The 16,887-nt window shown below is 69.3% G+C and carries 17 protein-coding genes; 10 read left to right on the top strand and 7 right to left on the bottom strand.

The window, feature by feature from the left end; all coding sequences use genetic code 11:
* The first annotated feature begins 9 nt into the window (after positions 1-9).
* From ACFOWZ_RS12800 to ACFOWZ_RS12765, 8 genes are all read left to right on the top strand, one after another.
* A complete protein-coding gene (locus tag ACFOWZ_RS12800) occupies positions 10-1,059 on the top strand; it encodes an ABC transporter permease (RefSeq protein ID WP_030471687.1) in 1,050 nt (349 codons plus the stop codon).
* Positions 1,056-1,826 (top strand): ATP-binding cassette domain-containing protein, encoded by a 771-nt coding sequence (locus ACFOWZ_RS12795; protein WP_030471688.1) that lies wholly within the window; start codon positions 1,056-1,058, stop codon positions 1,824-1,826. Before ACFOWZ_RS12800 ends, ACFOWZ_RS12795 begins: the two co-directional genes overlap by 4 nt.
* The gene (iolC, locus tag ACFOWZ_RS12790; protein WP_382372089.1) at positions 1,823-2,755 is read left to right on the top strand and encodes a 5-dehydro-2-deoxygluconokinase; all 933 of its coding nucleotides are present in this window, start codon (positions 1,823-1,825) and stop codon (positions 2,753-2,755) included. Before ACFOWZ_RS12795 ends, iolC begins: the two co-directional genes overlap by 4 nt.
* Positions 2,752-3,657: a Cgl0159 family (beta/alpha)8-fold protein gene (locus ACFOWZ_RS12785; RefSeq protein ID WP_382372088.1), complete on the top strand. Its 906-nt coding sequence runs from the start codon at positions 2,752-2,754 to the stop codon at positions 3,655-3,657. The genes iolC and ACFOWZ_RS12785 overlap by 4 nt, the downstream gene beginning before the upstream one ends.
* Positions 3,654-4,541: a 5-deoxy-glucuronate isomerase gene (gene iolB / locus ACFOWZ_RS12780; protein WP_382372087.1), complete on the top strand. Its 888-nt coding sequence runs from the start codon at positions 3,654-3,656 to the stop codon at positions 4,539-4,541. Before ACFOWZ_RS12785 ends, iolB begins: the two co-directional genes overlap by 4 nt.
* The gene (iolD, locus tag ACFOWZ_RS12775; protein ID WP_382372086.1) at positions 4,538-6,391 is read left to right on the top strand and encodes a 3D-(3,5/4)-trihydroxycyclohexane-1,2-dione acylhydrolase (decyclizing); all 1,854 of its coding nucleotides are present in this window, start codon (positions 4,538-4,540) and stop codon (positions 6,389-6,391) included. The genes iolB and iolD overlap by 4 nt, the downstream gene beginning before the upstream one ends.
* 18 nt (positions 6,392-6,409) lie before the next feature.
* Positions 6,410-6,868: a GNAT family N-acetyltransferase gene (locus ACFOWZ_RS12770; protein ID WP_382372085.1), complete on the top strand. Its 459-nt coding sequence runs from the start codon at positions 6,410-6,412 to the stop codon at positions 6,866-6,868.
* An 83-nt stretch (positions 6,869-6,951) separates the two neighbouring features.
* Entirely contained in the window at positions 6,952-7,941 is a 990-nt protein-coding gene (locus ACFOWZ_RS12765; protein WP_382372084.1) for an NADH:flavin oxidoreductase/NADH oxidase, read from the top strand.
* A 72-nt stretch (positions 7,942-8,013) separates the two neighbouring features.
* Here the strand turns inward: ACFOWZ_RS12765 and ACFOWZ_RS12760 are convergent, their stop codons facing one another.
* Positions 8,014-8,199: a DUF3073 domain-containing protein gene (locus tag ACFOWZ_RS12760; RefSeq protein ID WP_030471695.1), complete on the bottom strand. Its 186-nt coding sequence runs from the start codon at positions 8,197-8,199 to the stop codon at positions 8,014-8,016.
* Between the two features lie 173 nt (positions 8,200-8,372).
* Here ACFOWZ_RS12760 and ACFOWZ_RS12755 point away from each other — a divergent pair, with 173 nt between their 5' ends.
* Positions 8,373-9,233, top strand: a complete 861-nt coding sequence (locus ACFOWZ_RS12755; RefSeq protein WP_382372083.1) for a hypothetical protein — start codon at positions 8,373-8,375, stop codon at positions 9,231-9,233.
* Here ACFOWZ_RS12755 and ACFOWZ_RS12750 read toward each other — a convergent pair.
* Genes ACFOWZ_RS12750 through ACFOWZ_RS12730 form a run of 5 tightly spaced genes read right to left on the bottom strand, consistent with a single transcriptional unit; the run spans position 9,176 to position 13,337 of the window.
* A complete protein-coding gene (locus ACFOWZ_RS12750) occupies positions 9,176-10,357 on the bottom strand; it encodes an MFS transporter (protein WP_382372082.1) in 1,182 nt (393 codons plus the stop codon). The genes ACFOWZ_RS12755 and ACFOWZ_RS12750 overlap by 58 nt on opposite strands.
* A gap of 43 nt (positions 10,358-10,400) precedes the next feature.
* Positions 10,401-10,973, bottom strand: coding sequence for an RsiG family protein (locus ACFOWZ_RS12745; RefSeq protein WP_030471698.1), 573 nt, complete (start codon positions 10,971-10,973; stop codon positions 10,401-10,403).
* A 60-nt stretch (positions 10,974-11,033) separates the two neighbouring features.
* Positions 11,034-11,858, bottom strand: coding sequence for a BKACE family enzyme (locus tag ACFOWZ_RS12740; protein WP_030471699.1), 825 nt, complete (start codon positions 11,856-11,858; stop codon positions 11,034-11,036).
* A 19-nt stretch (positions 11,859-11,877) separates the two neighbouring features.
* The gene (gene ygfZ, locus ACFOWZ_RS12735; RefSeq protein ID WP_382372081.1) at positions 11,878-12,951 is read right to left on the bottom strand and encodes a CAF17-like 4Fe-4S cluster assembly/insertion protein YgfZ; all 1,074 of its coding nucleotides are present in this window, start codon (positions 12,949-12,951) and stop codon (positions 11,878-11,880) included.
* Positions 12,948-13,337: a Fur family transcriptional regulator gene (locus tag ACFOWZ_RS12730; RefSeq protein ID WP_051784393.1), complete on the bottom strand. Its 390-nt coding sequence runs from the start codon at positions 13,335-13,337 to the stop codon at positions 12,948-12,950. The genes ygfZ and ACFOWZ_RS12730 overlap by 4 nt, the downstream gene beginning before the upstream one ends.
* Before the next feature lie 71 nt (positions 13,338-13,408).
* Here ACFOWZ_RS12730 and ACFOWZ_RS12725 point away from each other — a divergent pair, with 71 nt between their 5' ends.
* A complete protein-coding gene (locus tag ACFOWZ_RS12725; protein ID WP_382372080.1) occupies positions 13,409-14,251 on the top strand; it encodes an aminodeoxychorismate lyase in 843 nt (280 codons plus the stop codon).
* A gap of 54 nt (positions 14,252-14,305) precedes the next feature.
* Here ACFOWZ_RS12725 and ACFOWZ_RS12720 read toward each other — a convergent pair whose 3' ends face one another.
* Positions 14,306-16,840, bottom strand: a complete 2,535-nt coding sequence (locus ACFOWZ_RS12720) for a glycosyl hydrolase family 18 protein (protein ID WP_382372079.1) — start codon at positions 16,838-16,840, stop codon at positions 14,306-14,308.
* Positions 16,841-16,887: the final 47 nt, after the last annotated feature.

Genomic DNA, 16,887 nt, shown 5'->3' with positions numbered 1-16,887 from the left:
GGCGAGGAGATGACCGTGACAGCCAAGGCTCCACCGGCTGCCGACGAACGGCTCAGCAAGCCGAGGCTGCTCGACCAGCTGGTCGTGCGTCCGGAGATCGGCGCCATGCTCGGCGCACTGCTCGTGTTCCTGTTCTTCTCCGTGGTCACCGAGCAGTTCCTCAGCCTGGGTGGCGCGGCCACCTGGCTCGACGACGCCTCCATGCTCGGCATCATGGCGGTCGCCGTGGCGTTGCTCATGATCGGCGGCGAGTTCGACCTGTCCGCCGGCGTCATGACGGCGTCCACCGCGCTCGTCACGGCTCTCCTCGCCACCCAGCTGGGACTCAACGTCTGGCTGGCGTTGCTCGTGTCGCTCGCCTTCGCGTTGGCGGTGGGCGCGTTGAACGGCTGGCTCGTGATGCGCACGGGCCTGCCGAGCTTCATCGTGACGCTGGGCAGCTTCCTCGCGTTGCAGGGCCTCAACCTCGGTGTCACCCGGCTCGTGACCGGCAGCGTGCAGGTGTCGGGCATGCGGGAGACCGTCGGCTACGAGTCGGCCGGGTTCCTGTTCGCGTCGACGTTCCAGATCGGCGGGCAGAGCTTCTACGTGTCGATCATCTGGTGGGTGCTGTTCACCGTCATCGCCTCGACCGTCCTGGTGCGCACCAAGTTCGGCAACTGGATCTTCGCGATCGGTGGTGCCGCGCAGTCGTCGCGTGCGGTCGGTGTGCCGGTCGTGCGGTCGAAGATCCTGCTGTTCATGACGACGGCGTTCGCCGCGTGGCTGGTCGGTTCGATCAACATCCTGCGGTACGCGAGCGTGCAGGCGAACCAGGGCATCGGCCTGGAGTTCCAGTACATCATCGCGGCGGTGATCGGCGGCTGCCTGCTCACCGGTGGCTTCGGTTCCGCGGTGGGCGCGGCGATCGGCGCGCTGATCTTCGGCATGGCGCGGCAGGGCATCGTGTACGCGGGCTGGAACAGCGACTGGTTCCAGCTGTTCCTCGGCGTGATGCTGCTGGCGGCCGTGCTGGTGAACAACATGCTTCGCCGCCGGGCGGAAAGGGTGAAGCGATGACGTCACTCATCGAGGTCGAGAACATCGGCAAGACCTACGGCAGCGTCATCGCGTTGAGCGACGTGTCCACTGTGGTCAACGCCGGTGAGGTCACCTGCGTGCTCGGCGACAACGGCGCCGGCAAGTCGACGTTGATCAAGATCCTGGCCGGTGTGCACCAGCACGACCAGGGCACGTTCAGGGTCGAGGGCGAGGAGATCAGGTTCTCGTCACCGCGCGAGGCGCTGGACCACGGCATCGCGACCGTGTACCAGGACCTCGCGGTCGTGCCGCTGATGTCGGTGTGGCGCAACTTCTTCCTGGGTTCGGAGCCCACGACGAAGTTCGGGTTCCTGGACCGCAGGAAGGGCCGGGAGATCACCAAGAAGGCGTTGTCCGACATGGGCATCGACCTGCGGGACGTGGAACAGCCCGTCGGCACGCTGTCCGGTGGCGAACGGCAGTGCGTCGCCATCGCGCGTGCCGTGTACTTCGGCGCCAAGGTTCTGATCCTCGACGAGCCGACCGCGGCACTCGGCGTGAAGCAGGCCGGTGTGGTGCTGAAGTACGTGGCCCAGGCCCGTGATCGTGGCCTCGGCGTCGTGCTGATCACGCACAACCCGCACCACGCGTACCCGGTCGGCAACCGTTTCCTGCTGCTCAAGCGTGGTCGCGCGCTGGGCAGCTACGAGAAGTCCGAGATCGACATCGGCGAACTGACGAAGCAGATGGCCGGTGGCGCGGAACTGGAAGCGCTGGCTCACGAGCTGCGAGGTGTCGAGGCGTGACGTCGCTGGAAGTGTTGACCGTCGGCCGGGTCGGTGTCGACCTCTACCCGGAGCAGTCCGGGGTGCCGCTGGCCGAGGTCAGCACCTTCGCCAAGTCGCTCGGCGGCACCGCGACCAACGTCGCGGTCGCCGCCGCGCGGCTCGGTCGTCGCGCGGGCGTTTTGACGAAGGTCGGGCCGGACGGGTTCGGCACCTACGTCCGGCAGGCGCTCGAAGGCTTCGGGGTGTCGTCGGAACACGTCGGCACCTCGCCGGACCTGCTGACACCGGTGGTGTTCTGCGAGCTCAACCCGCCCGCGGACCCGCCGCTGCTGTTCTACCGGCTGCCGACCGCGCCGGACCTGACGCTCGGCGAAGAAGACGTGCCGTGGGCTCTCACCCGTGAGGTCCCGTTGTTGTGGGTCACGGGAACAGGTGTTTCCGCGGAGCCCGCCCGTGGGACCCAGCGGATGATGCTGGCCAACCGCGGGCGCAAGAAGCACACGGTGCTGGACCTGGACTACCGGCCGATGTTCTGGCCGGACGTGAAGACCGCGCACGCCGAGATCAACTGGATGCTCGACCACGTCACGGTCGCGGTCGGCAACCGGACCGAGGTCGAGGTCGCCGTCGGCACGTCGGATCCGGACGACGCCGCTGACCGGTTGCTGGACCGCGGAATCTCCCTGGCACTGGTCAAGAAGGGCGCCGAGGGCGTTCTCGTGGCCACCCCCGACGGGCGGTGGACCGTCGAGCCGAACCCGGTCGAGGTCGTCTGCGGGCTCGGTGCCGGTGACGCGTTCGGCGGATCGCTGGTGCACGGCCTGTTGTCGGGCTGGGATCCGGTGAAGATCGCGCGCTACGCCAACGCGGCCGGCGCGATCGTCGCGTCCCGGCTCGCCTGCGCCGACGCGATGCCCGACCAGAAAGAGATCGAGGAACTCCTGTGATCACCGACGAGCAGTGGGCATCGCTGCTGGAGACCCGTGCCACCGACCCCGGTGCGGTCCGGCGCGCGTACCAGGCGCGCAGGCGGCGGACGTCGTTGCTGAACGGCAAGTCCACGCTGTTCCTGGTCGCGGCGGACCACCCGGCGCGTGGCGCGCTGGGTGTCGGCGGCGACCCGCTGGCGATGGCCGACCGGCGGTCGCTGCTCGCCCGGTTGCTGACGGCGCTGGCGAACCCGGAGGTCGACGGCGTGCTCGGCACACCGGACGTGATCGAGGACCTGCTGCTGCTGGACGGCCTGAACGAACGCGTGGTCATCGGCTCGATGAACCGCGGCGGCCTGGCCGGTGCGGACTGGGAGATCGACGACAGGTTCACCGCCTACGACGCGGCGTCCATCGCGACGTTCGGTCTCGACGGCGGCAAGATGCTGCTGCGCCTGGTCGACTCGGACCCCGGCACGATCCCCACGCTGGAAGGCTGCGCGCGGGCCGTCACCGAACTGGCGGAGCACGGCCTGATGGCGATGGTCGAACCGTTGCCGTACAAGCGTGATCACAACGACAAGCTGGTGCTGCAGAAGAACTCCGCGGCGCTCTCCCGTGCTTCGGCCGTTGCCGCAGGACTGGGTTCGACGTCGGCTTACACGTGGCTGAAGCTGCCCGCGCCGGACGAGCCGGAGGTCGTGCTGGACACCACGGCGCTGCCCGCGCTGGTGCTCGGCGGTGTGCCGTCGGCGAACCCGGAGGACGACCTCGCGTCGTGGGGCCGTTCGCTGCGCCACCCGACCGTGCGCGGTCTGGTCGTCGGTCGTGCGTTGCTCTACCCGCCGGACGGTGATGTCGCCGCCGCCGTTGCCGCTGCCGCCGAAATCCTGCGCACCGCAAAGGGAGTCACGGTATGACCCTGCACCGTCCACACGGGACGCTCTCGACCTCCGGCGACGTCATCTCGTTGACACCGGAGGACGCGGGCTGGGCCTACACCGGCCTGCGCGTGCTGCGGATCGAGGCCGGCGGGTCGCGCACGGTCGAGACCGGCGAGTTCGAGGCGTTCGTGCTGCCGCTGGCCGGGTCCCTCGCGGTCGAGGTCGACGGTGAACGGTACGAGCTGCAGGGCCGTGACTCGGTCTTCACCCGCGTCACGGACTTCGCCTACGTGCCACGGGACGCGTCGGTTGTTCTGTCCTCTGTGGACGGATGTGAGGTCGCTCTGCCGATGGCGCGCTGCGAGAACCGCCTGGCGCCCAGGTACGGCCCGGCCGACGGCGTTCCCGTCGAGGTGCGCGGCTCCGGCAACGCCACCCGTCAGGTCACGAACTTCGGCGTGCCGGGCGTGTGGGACCACGCGGACAAGCTCAACGCGTGCGAGCTGATCACCCCGGACGGCAACTGGTCCTCGTACCCGCCGCACAAGCACGACTCGTCGGAGCCGTGCGAGGTGGACAACGAGGAGATCTACTACTTCCGGATCGCCGACCGCGACCAGGTCACGCCGTCGCGCACCGGCTTCGGTTTCCACCGCACGTACACCGACGACGGCACGATCGACGAGGACGTGACCGTGCGGGACGGTGACGTCTTCCTGATCCCGCGCGGCTACCACGGTCCGTGCGTCGCGGCGCCGGGCTATCCCATGTACTACCTGAACGTTCTCGCCGGACCGGGCTCAGAGCGTTCGATGGCGTTCTGCGACGACCCGGCGCACACCTGGGTCCGCGACAGCTGGGCGACGCAGGAGTTGGACCCGCGTTGCCCGGTCACGACCGCAGAGGGGCGAGTGAAGTGAAGCTGACGACCGCACAGGCGCTGGTCAGGTGGATGCTGGCCCAGCGCACCGAACTCTTCGACGGCTCGCACGCGCCGCTGTTCCCCGGCGTGTTCGCGATCTTCGGCCACGGCAACGTGCTCGGCCTCGGCAACGCGCTGGAGGAGGTCCGCGACCGGGTCCCGGTGTGGCGCGGGCACAACGAGCAGGGCATGGCGCTCGCCGCGGTCGGCATCGGCAAGGCCTCGCACCGCCGCCAGGTCGGCGTCGCCACGTCGTCGATCGGCCCCGGCGCGCTGAACATGGTCACCGCCGCCGGTGTCGCGCACGCCAACCGGTTGCCTCTCCTGCTGCTGCCCGGCGACACCTTCACCGGCCGCGCCCCGGACCCCGTGCTCCAGCAGGTCGAGCACTTCCACGACCCGACGACGACGGTCAACGACGCGTTCCGCGCGGTCAGCCGCTACTTCGACCGCATCACCCGCCCCGAGCAGCTGTTGTCGACGTTGCCGCAGGTGGCGCGGGTCCTCACCGACCCGGCCGACTGCGGACCGGTGACCCTGGCTTTGCCGCAGGACGTCCAGGCCGAGTCCTACGACTTCCCCTCGGCGTTGTTCGAGCCGGTGGTGCACCGCCCGTTGCGCCAGCGGCCGGACCTGCACTCGCTGGCGGAGGCGGCCAGTGCGGTGCGCAGTGCGTCCCGCCCGTTGCTCGTGCTGGGCGGTGGCGTCCGCTACTCCGGTGCCGCGGGCCGCGCGCTGCGGTTCGCTGAGCAGCACAACATCCCGATCGTCGAGACCACCGCGGGCCGCACGCTCGTCCCGCACGAGCACCCGTTGCACGCCGGCCCGCTGGGCATCACCGGCTCCACCTCGGCCAACGTCCTCGCGGGCGAAGCCGACCTGGTCATCGCCGTCGGCACCCGGCTGCAGGACTTCACCACGGCGTCCTGGACCGTCTTCTCGCCCGACGCGCGGATGATCTCGCTGAACGCGGCCCGCTTCGACGCCGTGAAGCACGGCTCGTTCGCCCTGGTCGCGGACGCCGACGAGGGCCTGCGCGAACTGACGGACGTGCTCGGCTCGTGGCAGGCCCCGGCGGACTGGGCTCGCCGCGCGCTGACCGAGCGCACCAAGTGGGACCAGCACATCACCGCCCTGCGCGCGCCCGGCGAGGGCCTCCCGACGTACGCCCAGGTCGTCGGCGTCGTGAACGACGTCAGCGGCCCCACCGACTACGTGATGACGGCGTCCGGCGGCCTGCCCGGCGAGCTGATCGGCGGCTGGCGCGCCACCGGCGAGTCCACCATGGACGTCGAGTACGGCTTCTCCTGCATGGGCTACGAACTGGCCGGCGCCTGGGGTGCCGCCATCGCCCACACCGACGGCGTCGTCACCACGCTGCTCGGCGACGGCTCGTACCTGATGCTGAACTCCGAGCTCTTCTCCGCGGCCTTCGCGGGCCACGGCTTCGTCGCGGTCGTCTGCGACAACGACGGCTACGCGGTGATCCACCGCCTGCAGACCGGCCAGGGCGGCGCGGGCTTCAACAACCTCTACCCGGACTGCACGACCGGTCACACCGAACCCCCGCGCACGGACTTCGCGGCCCACGCGGCGGCGATGGGCTGCGCGGTGTTCCCCGCGGAGTCGCTGGGCGACCTCGAAGGCGCCTACCGCAAGGCGCGCGAGGTGGCGGCCGGCGAGAAACGCCCTGCCGTCGTCGTGATCCGCACGCACCCGTCGTCGTGGACCGAGGCCGGCGCGTGGTGGGAGGTCGGCGTGCCCGAGGTGTCGCACCGGGCGGAGATCACTGCCGCTCGTGACGAGGTGCTGGAGGGCAAGGCGAAGCAGGTGCGCTACCTGGGCTGAACCCGGCACGATGGCGGCGTGGTGGAGATCGACTTTCTGACCGAGGCAGACCGCGACCGCTGGGAAGTGCTGGCCCGCGGCAAGGACGCGTACTTCGACACCTCGCGCACCGACGAGGACTACGAACGGACCTGGTGGCGTCTGCTCGACGGCGGGCAGACGCGCGGGATCGCCGCGTGGCTGGACGGCGCGATGGTCGGGATCGCGCATTACGTGTTCCACGCGAGCGTCTGGGGGACGGCGGGCCGGTGCTACCTCGCCGACCTGTTCGTCGACGCCGGGGTCCGGCGCCAGGGCGTCGCGACATCGGTGATCAACTGGGTCGCGCGGGACGCGGAGGAGCACGGCTTCGGCCGTCTGTACTGGAACACGCTGGAGGACGCCCCGGCCCGCGCGCTGTACGACCGGATCGGCAAGTACCACGACGGGTTCATCTTCTACAGCTACCGGAGGGCCGAGTCCCCGCCCAGTGACTGAGACGACCTCGCCACGGGGAACAACGCGTCCGGCGCGCCTCCTTGAACCTTCGTAGACCTACGAACCGTTCAAGGGAGTCCCCCGTGAGCTTGCTCTTCTCCCCGCTGACCCTGCGCGAGGTCACGCTGCCCAACCGCATCGCGGTGAGCCCGATGTGCCAGTACTCGGCCACCGATGGCCTGCCGGACGACTGGCACCTCGTCCACCTGGGTTCGCGTGCGGTCGGCGGCGCCGGTCTCGTCATCGCCGAGGCGACCGCGGTCGAGCCGCGCGGCCGGATCTCCGCGCAGGACGTCGGCATCTGGAACGACGAGCAGGTCGCGGCCTGGAAGCGGATCACGACGTTCATCAAGGACCAGGGTTCGGTCCCCGGTGTCCAGCTCGCGCACGCCGGGCGCAAGGCGTTCGGCGACTGGGTGCCGGTCGCGCCCACGACCGAGCCGTTCCCCGGCCTGAACACGCCGGAGAAGCTCGAGAGCCACGGCGGCGTCGTCAAGGCGTTCGTCGAAGGTGCCCTGCGGGCGGTCGAGGCCGGCTTCGAGGTCATCGAGATCCACGCCGCCCACGGCTACCTGCTCCACGAGTACTACTCGCCGCTCACGAACGAGGGCAGCATCGAGGAACGCATCGCCGTCCCCGTCGAGGTCACCGCCGCCGTGAGGGCAGCGGTCGGCCCCGCGGTGCCCGTGATCGTGAGGATCTCCGGCACCGACTGGGTGGAGGAAGGCTGGACCGTCGACGACAGCGTCGTGCTGGCACTGGCGCTCAAGGCCGCGGGTGCGGACCTGATCGACGTGTCCAGCGGGGGCAACGCCGCGCAGGCGGACATCCCGATCGGGCCCGGCTACCAGGTGCCGCTCGCCGAGGCGGTGCGACACAAGGCAGACGTGCCCACGGGTGCGGTCGGCCTGATCACCGAGGCGAGTCAGGCCGAACAAGTGATTGCGGACGGTTCCGCCGACCTGGTCCTGCTCGCGCGCGAACTGCTCCGCGACCCGTACTGGCCGCTGCGCGCGGCACAAGAACTGGGTGTGGAGGTTCGGGCACCGAGGCAGTACGCCAGGGCGTTCTGAAGCAGCCCTCAGAGTTCAAGGGCTGGGTACCGGTGATCCGGTTGCCCAGCCCTTGAACTCTTCAGGCTGAATTCAGCGACGGTAGTCGTCGTAGTCGTCGTACGGATCGTCGTGGCTCTCCTCGCCACCACGTCCGTTCGGCGACGTTTCGCCACCAGACAGCTCGCGCTGCAGAGCAGCGAAGTCGGTCTCATGAGAGCTGTATTTGAGCTCCCTGGCGACCTTCGTCTGCTTGGCCTTCGCTCGGCCGCGCCCCATGGCTCGACCCCCTCGCACAGGGACGGGGGCGGCCGGGGGAACGGCGGCCCCACTCGTCTCGACAACTAGTTCCTGGTAACTACCGTACCGTGCCGATGGGGTTCCTCGCGACGCGGTAGGCGTGACACGTACCGCCAAATCTCATGGCCGCCCCCGCGTGGAAGGATGCACAGGTGCCCAGACCGTTCGTCGCCTACCTGAGGGTGTACGAACCGTTATCGGTATTGGACGCACCGCTAGCGGACAAGGTGACAAAAGCCCTGGAAACGGGCGCGATCCCCCGCGCGGAGGTGGGTGACCGGGAACGGGAGCTGTGGTTGCGATCACAGTTGAGACAAAAGCTGCTCCCGGGCGAGTCGTTCGACGTGATGACGATCAGTCCGGCCGAGGTTCCGACCTCTGACGCCGCCCGTGTCGGTCCGGGGCCACTCGTCTGCCCACTGGACCTCAGGGCCCGCTCGGCCGCCGCTCTGGTGGGCTTCCTGGCCTCCGCACCACCGATCCTCCAGGACGCGGCGCTCAACGTCGCCCCGGAAACGGTCCGAGCGCGCGCGTCCGCCGTGATGGCCGAACTCGCGGCGGGAGCGGTCCACGTGATCTCCACGACCTGGACGGTGCCGCTGCCGTGGTTCGCCCTCGTCGACCCGGCGCAGCGCCGCGTGGTGCTGGCCAGCGCCCAGGACGACCCGGAACGGCAGGTGTCGTGGCGCGTGGCGATGGCGGACGCCCGGCGGAGGGTGGCGAGGGCCCTCAAGGTCGTGAAGGGCGCGCTGGGCGAGGACGGGCCCGCAACGGTCCTCGCCGACACGGGTCGTTGGCTGGAGCACTTTCACCCGCACTCGGCCGTCGAGCTCGACTACGGCGGCCTGGTGCAGCTGCTGGAGGACAAGGACCTGCTGGAGGACACCTCCGCGGCCGACGTGAACGCCATCGTCGACGCCCTGGAGACCGGTGACGCCGAGGAGGTCGCGCTGCGCTACGAGACGCTGCGCGAGTTCTGGGGCGAACTGGCCCGCAGGGAACGCCACGGCTGAAGCAGCACCCGCGCGGTCACGGCCGCGGCGGCTGCCAGCGCCATCGCCGCGGGCCACGCCACGTGCACCGCGACGAAACTCGCCACGAACGGCGTGATCGCCGCGCTGAGGTAGTTCGCGGAGTTCTGCATCGCGATCGCGGTGGCGCTGCGGCCGTCCGGCGCGAGCTCGCCCGCCTCGGTGACGGCCAGGCCGTTCCAGCACAACGCGAACACGCTCGCCGGCACCAGGACCGCCACGAGCAGCGGCAGCGGTGCCTGGTCCAGCACGGCGACCAGCACGAACCCGGTCGCGGTGATGATCGAGACGATCTTCAACGGCCCGATCCTGCTGCGCACCCGGTCAGACCACACGCCGACCGCCAGCCGTCCGGCCCCGCCGAGCGCCTGAGCGACACCGAAGACGGCGGCGGCCGCCGTCACGCTCATGCCGCGGTGCTCGTGCAGGAGGGGCACCAGCAGGGCGGTCGCGGTGAACTGGGGCACCACGAGCAGCCCGCTGGCGAGCGAGAGCCGCAGCAACCGGGGGTCCTTGAGCACCAGCCCGTGGTCGGTGCTCCCCCGGACCGCTCCGGGTGGTTCCCGCACGAGCACGGCGACCGCGAGCGCCACGAACGCCGTCACGCCCGCCAGGGCCACGAACGCCACCGGCACCCCGGACGAGATCGCGATGCCGGGCAGGAAGGCCGCCGTGAGGGCTGCCCCGAGCGGCGTGGCGGTCTGGCGCACGCCCATCGCGAGCCCGCGGGACCCGCTGCTGAACCACGACATCACCGCGCGGCCGCTCGCCGCGTTGACGCTCGCCCCGAAGAGCCCGGCGCCCAGCAGAGCGAGACCGGCGATCCAGGCGTTGCCCAGCGCCACGGAGAGCAGGCACACGGCGGCCCCGAGGCCACCGATGGTCATCACGAGTCGTTCACCGCGCTTGTCCGCGATGACTCCCCACGGTACGAGGGCGATCATCGTGCCGAGGTTGACGGCGCCGAGAAGCAGCCCGACCTGGGGCAACGAGAGAGAGAAGTGCTGCTGGAGCTGAGGGCTGATCGCAGGCAGGCCGAGGAAGACGGCCGCGTTCGTGCCTTGAGCCAAAGCTCCGATGCACAGCACGACCCAGCGGTACCCCATGGGGGCACGCTAGGTCCGTTGCTCAGAAAGTGGAACGCCTGTCTTACCTCTTGGGACGGTGGTGGTGTCCGCGCTCGGCCGCCAGCAGCTCGTCCACGGACGCGCTCCCACGCTGGTAGCGCGAGGCGATCTCGGCGTTGAGCTTGTCCACGACCACCTGAACCTCGCGCCGTCGCACCGACACCGAGGCCTCTTCCGCGATGAACGTCTCCAGCACTTCGCCGAGCTTGGAGTCGGACAACTTGCTCACGTCGGAGAGGTCCACGTCGGAGATGAGCGCCTCGACGTGCCGTTGATGTGCATCAGCGCGTGACGGCTCATGGGTCTGGTACCGGCCGAGACCGGTCGCCGGACCAACGGCGTTCGTGGACAGGATCGTGGCCAGCTGCTCGACCACCGCCGAGCCACCGGAACTGCGGCGCTCCTGCTCCGCGCGCACGATGTCGATCCGCGCGTGCAACAGCCGCCGCAGGTAGGACAGGTCGGTCTCTTCCTGCGCTGCCTCGTCGCGGAGTTCGCGCACCTCGACGAGCGGGCGCTGCTCGACGCCCTCTGTGTAGTCGGGGGCGAGCACCCTGTCGATTCGGCGGCGCCCGCCAGGACGCACCTCGATCACGTGTCCATCCTGCGGTAGATCCTCCTCACCCGCCAACACATCCCATGCACCAAACTTGTCTCAAATGTGCACGCCCAAGAGCTTTCGCGTCTCATCTGGTGACAAAGCAGGTCGTTGCGCGATCTTGGCCAAGCCCGCCGCGCGTGCCACCAACTGTGCGTTGTCCCGCACCGGCACGCCCCGCGAGTAGCTGATCGTGTCTTCCATACCCACTCTGAGGTGACCACCCGCACCCAGTGCGGTGAACATCACCGGAATGGTGGTGCGACCGATGCCGGTGGCGGAAAACGTTGCCCCGTCCGGCAGAGCGTTCACTGCGGCGACCAGCGTCGCCGCGTCGCCGGGCATGCCGCCGGGCACGCCCATCACGAAGTCGACGTGCACGTGACCGCCCGCGGGCAGGCCGTGCTGGTCCAGCAGGCGCTTCAACGACGCGAGCTGGCCGATGTCGAAGATCTCGTACTCCGGGACGATCCCGCGTTCCTGCATGCCCTTGTGCAGCGCGACGATGAACTCCCAGCGGTTCATGAACACGTCGTCGCCGAAGTTGACGGTGCCCATCGTGCAGGACGCCGAGTCCGGCATCGCCTCGAGCACGCGCAGCCGGTGCTCCTCCGGGTCGTGCACCGACCCGCCGGTGGAGAGCTGCACGACGAGGTTCGTCTCGGAACGCAGTGCCTCGACGGTGGCCTTCAGACGGCCGAGGTCCAGCGACGGCTTGGTGTCCTCGCCGCGGATGTGGACGTGGATCATGGCCGCGCCGACCTGCTCGCAGCTCTGCGCCGTCGCGACCAGCTCTTCCAGGGTCACTGGAAGCTGCGGGACGTCGGCCTTCGCGTGTTCCGCTCCGGTGGGAGCGACGGTGATGAGCGTGCCCTGGGACATGTCCCGGGACTCTAGGGTGTCAGCCCCGCAGGTTGCGAACGGCTTCCCGGCCCAGACCCGGGGTGTCCGGCGGCACCGAGTCCGGGTCGATCCGCGCCTGGACCTCGCGTTCGGGAGCACCCGCGACCAGGTTCGACTCGATCGGAACAGATCGTTTGACCAGCGCCAACGCGACGGGTCCCAGCTCGTGGTGCAGTGCCACGCTGCCCACCCGGCCGACGGTCCGTCCGTCGAGGGTGACCGGGTCACCGGTCTCCGGCTGGGCGTCCGCAGAACCATCCAGGTGGAGTAGGAGCATCCGGCGCGGCGGGCGTCCCACGTTGTGGACCTTCGCGACCGTCTCCTGGCCGCGGTAGCAGCCCTTGTTCAGGTGCACCGCGCTCTCGATCAGGTTGACCTCGTGCGGGATCGTGCGCTCGTCGGTGTCGACGCCCTGGCGCGCTCGCAGCGCCTCGACCCGCAGCGCCTCGTACGCGAAGCTGCCGGCGGGACGTGCGCCCGCGTCCGTGATCCGCTGCCACCAGCCGGCGAGCTCGGCGCGCGGCACGAGCAGGTCGACCGAGTTCTGGGGCCACGACCGCCTGCGCACGAAGCCCTCGCCCAGCGCCTCGACGTTCGCCGGCAATGGGACGTTCAGCTTCTCCAGCAGGGCGGGCGTGTCCGGTCCGATGATCGACAGCAGCGCGAACTCGCCCGTGGCGTCCCGCGGCTCGACCTTCGACCAGAAGACCATCTTCTTCAGGTACGCGAACAGGTCGTCGGCCTTCTCGACGTCGAGGAACACCGTGCCGCCGACGTTCGCGACGACCATGTGGTGCTCCAGGCGCCCCTGCGCGTCCAGGATCAGCGCCTCGGTGCCGGCGCCCTCGCCGAGCTGCTCGAAGTGCTGGCTCGTGAGCTGGTGCAGCCACGTGAGCCGGTCCTCGCCCGGGATCGCGATGATGCCGCGGTTGGAGCGGTCGACAACCACGACGGACCGGGCTGCCGAGCGCTGTTCCGCGAACGGGTCGCCGTAGTGCCAGGCGACACCCGCGTCGGTGGAATCGTCGGGCGGTGGGACGGCTCCGGGCAGTGTTCGATCCCTTTGGGTCACTCGGTCTCCTGCTCCTGCTTCAAACAGTCACGGCACGTGCCTGACAGCGCGAGGTGGCTCGCATCGAGTTCAAACCCGTCGCGTTGCCGCAATGTTCCGACCAGAGGGTCGAGCAGCTCACACGGGATCTCGTCGATCCGCCCGCACACGTGGCACACGAGATGCACGTGCTGGTGGTCGTCGACCGAGTAGCTCGGCGCGCCGTGACCCAGGTGCGTGTGCCGCACGAGCCCGAGCCGGTCGAGCAGGTCGAGCGTGCGGTAGATCGTGGTGATGTTGACCGTCGGCGCCGTCTCCTGGACGCGCTGGCAGATCTGTTCCGGCGTCGCGTGCTCCAGCGACCTGACCGCGTCCAGCACGAGCTGACGCTGCGGCGTCATCCTCATGCCGCGGTCGTGCAGCGTTTTGCGCAGGCCTCTTGCGGTCTCCACACCACCGATGTTAGTAGGCTCGGTCCATGCGCGTGCTGGCACTGCTCGACGGAACCCTCGCTGACCCCGACTCGCCGCTGATCCGCGTCGACGACCTCGGACTCATGCGCGGTGACGGCGTGTTCGAAACGATCCTCGTGGTCGACGGGAAGCCCCGCGAACTCACGCCGCACCTGGACCGGCTCGACCGGTCCGCAGCGATGCTGGACATGCTGCCCCCGCCGCGTGCGGAGTTCGAGCGCGCCGTGGAGCTCGTCATCGGCAACTGGACCGGTGGCAGCGAGTTCGCCCTCAAGCTCGTCTACACCCGCGGTGTCGAGGGCGGCGACGGCACGCCCACCGGTTTCGCGCTCGGCATGGAGATCGGCGCGAAGGTGCTCAAGCAGCGCGCGGAGGGCCTCTCCGCGGTGACGCTGGACCGCGGCATCGAGCCGGACCTCGCCGACCGCGCGCCGTGGCTGCTGCTGGGCGCGAAGTCGTTGTCGTACGCGATCAACATGGCCGCGATCCGCGAGGCCGAGCGCCGCGGTGCCGCCGAGGTGATCTTCACGACCTCGAACGGTTCCGTGCTGGAGGGCCCGACCTCCACGGTGATCCTGGTGCGCGGCAAGACGCTGGTGACGCCGCCGTCGAAGCTCGGCATCCTGCCCGGCACCACGCAGTACGCGTTGTTCCGCGCCGCCGAGCGCGCCGGCTGGACCGTGCTCGTGGAGCCGATCCAGACCGGCGAGCTCTACGACGCCGAGGGCGTGTTCCTCGCGTCCAGCGTCCGCAAGATCACGCGCGTCACCACCCTCGACGGCAAACAACTCCCCGACTCGTCCACCCTGCTGACCGAACTCCAGGGCCTCTACGAGTCCGAGTACTGATCTCGATGAACGGCGCTTTTGTCCACCTCAGGTGCACAAAAGCGCCGTTCATCGTTACCGGAGTCCGGCGTCGACCGCGGCCATCAACGGGCCGCGGTCACCGGACATCTCCCAGAACATCGCGCCCAGCAGGTTCTTCGACTTCAGCCACGCGGTCTTCTTCTGGATCGACCAGGCGTCGTCGAACGTCCACCACTGGTTGCCGGTGTAGCAGGACGTCGCCACGGCGACTTCGTCGTGGTGGACGGTGCAGTTCGGCACGGAGGCGACGAGGTTGGCGTACCCGCGCGTGCCCGCTTCTTCCGCGAACTGGCCCGGCGCCGCTCCACCCGCCTGCTGCCACTCGCCCTTCTTGCCGCCGTCGACCACGTTCTGCCAGCCGCGGCCGTAGAACGCGAGCCCGAGCGTGATCTTGCGTGACGGCACCCCGGCGTCGAGGTAGGCCTGCACCGTGCTCGCCACGTCGAAGTGGAACGGGTACGGGTCGTCCGGGTCGGGGTAGAGGTTGCCCTGGTGGCCGGTCCTGTTCGGCTCCCACGAGTTGTCGCTGCCGGAGCCGTGGAAGTCGTAGCCCTGGACGTTGAAGATGTCCATGGACTGCGCGACCCGCCCGAGCTCCCAGCCAGCCGCGATCTTGGCGGGATCGGCGGGCGTGAACGCGGTGAGCTGGTAGCGCTTGCCCGTGGTGGCACCGTAGGCGTCGATCTGGCGGCGGAACTCCTCGATCAACAGACTGTTGTTGACCTTGTCCTGCGGCCCGAAGTGGTTGCCCGCGTGGCCTTCCGCGCCCGGCCACTCCCAGTCGAGGTCGAAGCCGTCGAAGATGCCCGCGGCGGTGCCGGGTCCGCCGGCGCCGTTGTAGGTCGGCAGGTTGCCCTTGAGGTAGACGTCGATGCAGGACGACACGAACTTCTTGCGTGAGGCGTCGGTCGCCGCGACGTCGGAGAAGTACTTCGAGTACGTCCAGCCGCCGAGCGAGATCAGCACCTTGAGGTTCGGGTACTTGACCTTGAGCTTGCGGAGCTGGTTGTAGTTGCCGCGCAACGGTTCCCAGCCGGAGTCCGCGACGCCGTCGACCGACTGCGCCGCGCTCATGGGCCTGCTGTAGTCGGCTTCCGCGTCGCCCGCACCGTCACCCTGGCTCGGGTCCTGCGGGTTCGGCGTGGTGCCCTTCGTGACGCCGTGCAGACACGTCAGGTTGACCGGGTCGATGTTGCCGAACGCGTAGTTGACGTGCGTCAGCTTGGCGGCGTCCATGTCCTTCACGAAGTACTGACGGCCGTAGATGCCCCACTGCACGAAGTACCCGACACGGGCGTACCCACCGACGATGTCACTAGTGGTCGCGGTGACCGCGTTGCTCGCCCCGGACACGTTGTCGTAGGTGTCGCGGGCCCGGACGGTGAAGGTGTAGCTGGTCGACGGCGCGAGGCCGCTGACGGTGGCCGTGGTGCCGGAGACCGTCATCTTCACGCTCGAGCCCTGGTAGACGTCGTAGTTCGCGACGCCGCTGGTGTCCGTGGAAGCGTTCCACGCCAACGTGATGCTGCCCGCGTCCTTGGCGGTCGAACGCAGGCTGCCCGGTGTTGTCGGCGGGGTGGTGTCGTTGGCGGGGTTGTTGGTCGTGACGCTCAGCGCTGGGCTCGGGGTGCTCTGGGTTCCCTTGGAGTCCTTGGCTTTGACGGTGAAGGAGTACGCGGTGTTCGGGTTCAGGCCGGTGACGATCGCCGACGTCGTGCTGCTGCTCGTCGCGAGGGTCGAGCCGTTGTAGACGTCGTAACCCGCGATCGGCAGCGAACCCGCGGTGGAGGCGTTCCACTGCAACGTCACCGTGCGCGTGGTCTTGCTCGGCGAGGTCAGGCCCGTTGGCGCGCTTGGCGGAGTGTCCGGGGCACCGCTGCAGTTCGCGTTGTTGATGCGGCAGGTGGCCGGCTCGACGTTGGAGCTGATGGAGAACGTCGGGCTGTACGGCTCGGTGCTGCCGCCCGCCGCGACGTTCTTGTTGTAGTAGACGGGAGTGAGCGTGACCGTGTTGCCGGACTGGGAAACCGTGCCGTTCTGGCCGTTGCTGACCGTCACGCCCGCGGGGAGCGTGAAGACGATCGACCAGTCGGAGATGGCCGCGGTGGTGTTGTTGCGCACGATGAACTTCGCCGTGCCGCCGGCGACCGAGTAGTCGGCGGTGACCCCGCTCGCGGGCGGCGCCGGGTCACCGGAGCCGTCGCACGCCATGTTGTTGATCGTGCAGGCGGTCGGGTCGGCGGCCGAGCTGAGGGAGAACGTCGGGCTGTACGGCTCGGTGTTGCGTCCGGCGGGGATGTTGTTGATGTAGAAGGCAGGCGTGAGCGTCACTCGCGTGCCGTTCTGGGTGGTGGTGGCGTTCTGGACGTTGCTGACCGTGACACCGGCGGGCAGGTCGAACTTGATCGACCACCCGTTGAGCGCGGCCGTGCTCGCGTTGGCGACCACGAACTTGGCGCTCGTACCGGTGCGGGAGAAGGTCGCGGTGATGCCGGTGGCGGCTCTGGCAGGGACCGCCAGTGCCAGCACAGCGACCAGAACTACCAGCAGGGCAGGGATTCGGCGCATGCGGAACTCCAGGTTGGTAGAGGTTCCGCGGCGGCCTGGCTGTTACG

It is taken from the genome of Lentzea rhizosphaerae, assembly GCF_042649515.1.
Taxonomy (GTDB): Bacteria; Actinomycetota; Actinomycetes; order Mycobacteriales; family Pseudonocardiaceae; genus Lentzea; species Lentzea aerocolonigenes.
Note: the sequence above shows the minus strand (reverse complement) of the source record. Positions and strands in the feature narration are given on the sequence as shown.

Excerpts from the sequence above, each read along its gene's own strand:
- ACFOWZ_RS12800 (WP_030471687.1), top strand. The coding sequence starts at position 10 with ATGACCGTGACAGCCAAGGCTCCACCGGCTGCCGACGAACGGCTCAGC.
- ACFOWZ_RS12795 (WP_030471688.1), top strand. The coding sequence starts at position 1,056 with ATGACGTCACTCATCGAGGTCGAGAACATCGGCAAGACCTACGGCAGC.
- iolB (WP_382372087.1), top strand. The coding sequence starts at position 3,654 with ATGACCCTGCACCGTCCACACGGGACGCTCTCGACCTCCGGCGACGTC.
- ACFOWZ_RS12760 (WP_030471695.1), bottom strand. The coding sequence starts at position 8,199 with ATGGGGCGCGGCCGAGCGAAGGCCAAGCAGACGAAGGTCGCCAGGGAG.
- ACFOWZ_RS12750 (WP_382372082.1), bottom strand. The coding sequence starts at position 10,357 with ATGGGGTACCGCTGGGTCGTGCTGTGCATCGGAGCTTTGGCTCAAGGC.
- ACFOWZ_RS12740 (WP_030471699.1), bottom strand. The coding sequence starts at position 11,858 with ATGTCCCAGGGCACGCTCATCACCGTCGCTCCCACCGGAGCGGAACAC.
- ACFOWZ_RS12730 (WP_051784393.1), bottom strand. The coding sequence starts at position 13,337 with ATGAGGATGACGCCGCAGCGTCAGCTCGTGCTGGACGCGGTCAGGTCG.
- ACFOWZ_RS12725 (WP_382372080.1), top strand. The coding sequence starts at position 13,409 with ATGCGCGTGCTGGCACTGCTCGACGGAACCCTCGCTGACCCCGACTCG.
- ACFOWZ_RS12720 (WP_382372079.1), bottom strand. The coding sequence starts at position 16,840 with ATGCGCCGAATCCCTGCCCTGCTGGTAGTTCTGGTCGCTGTGCTGGCA.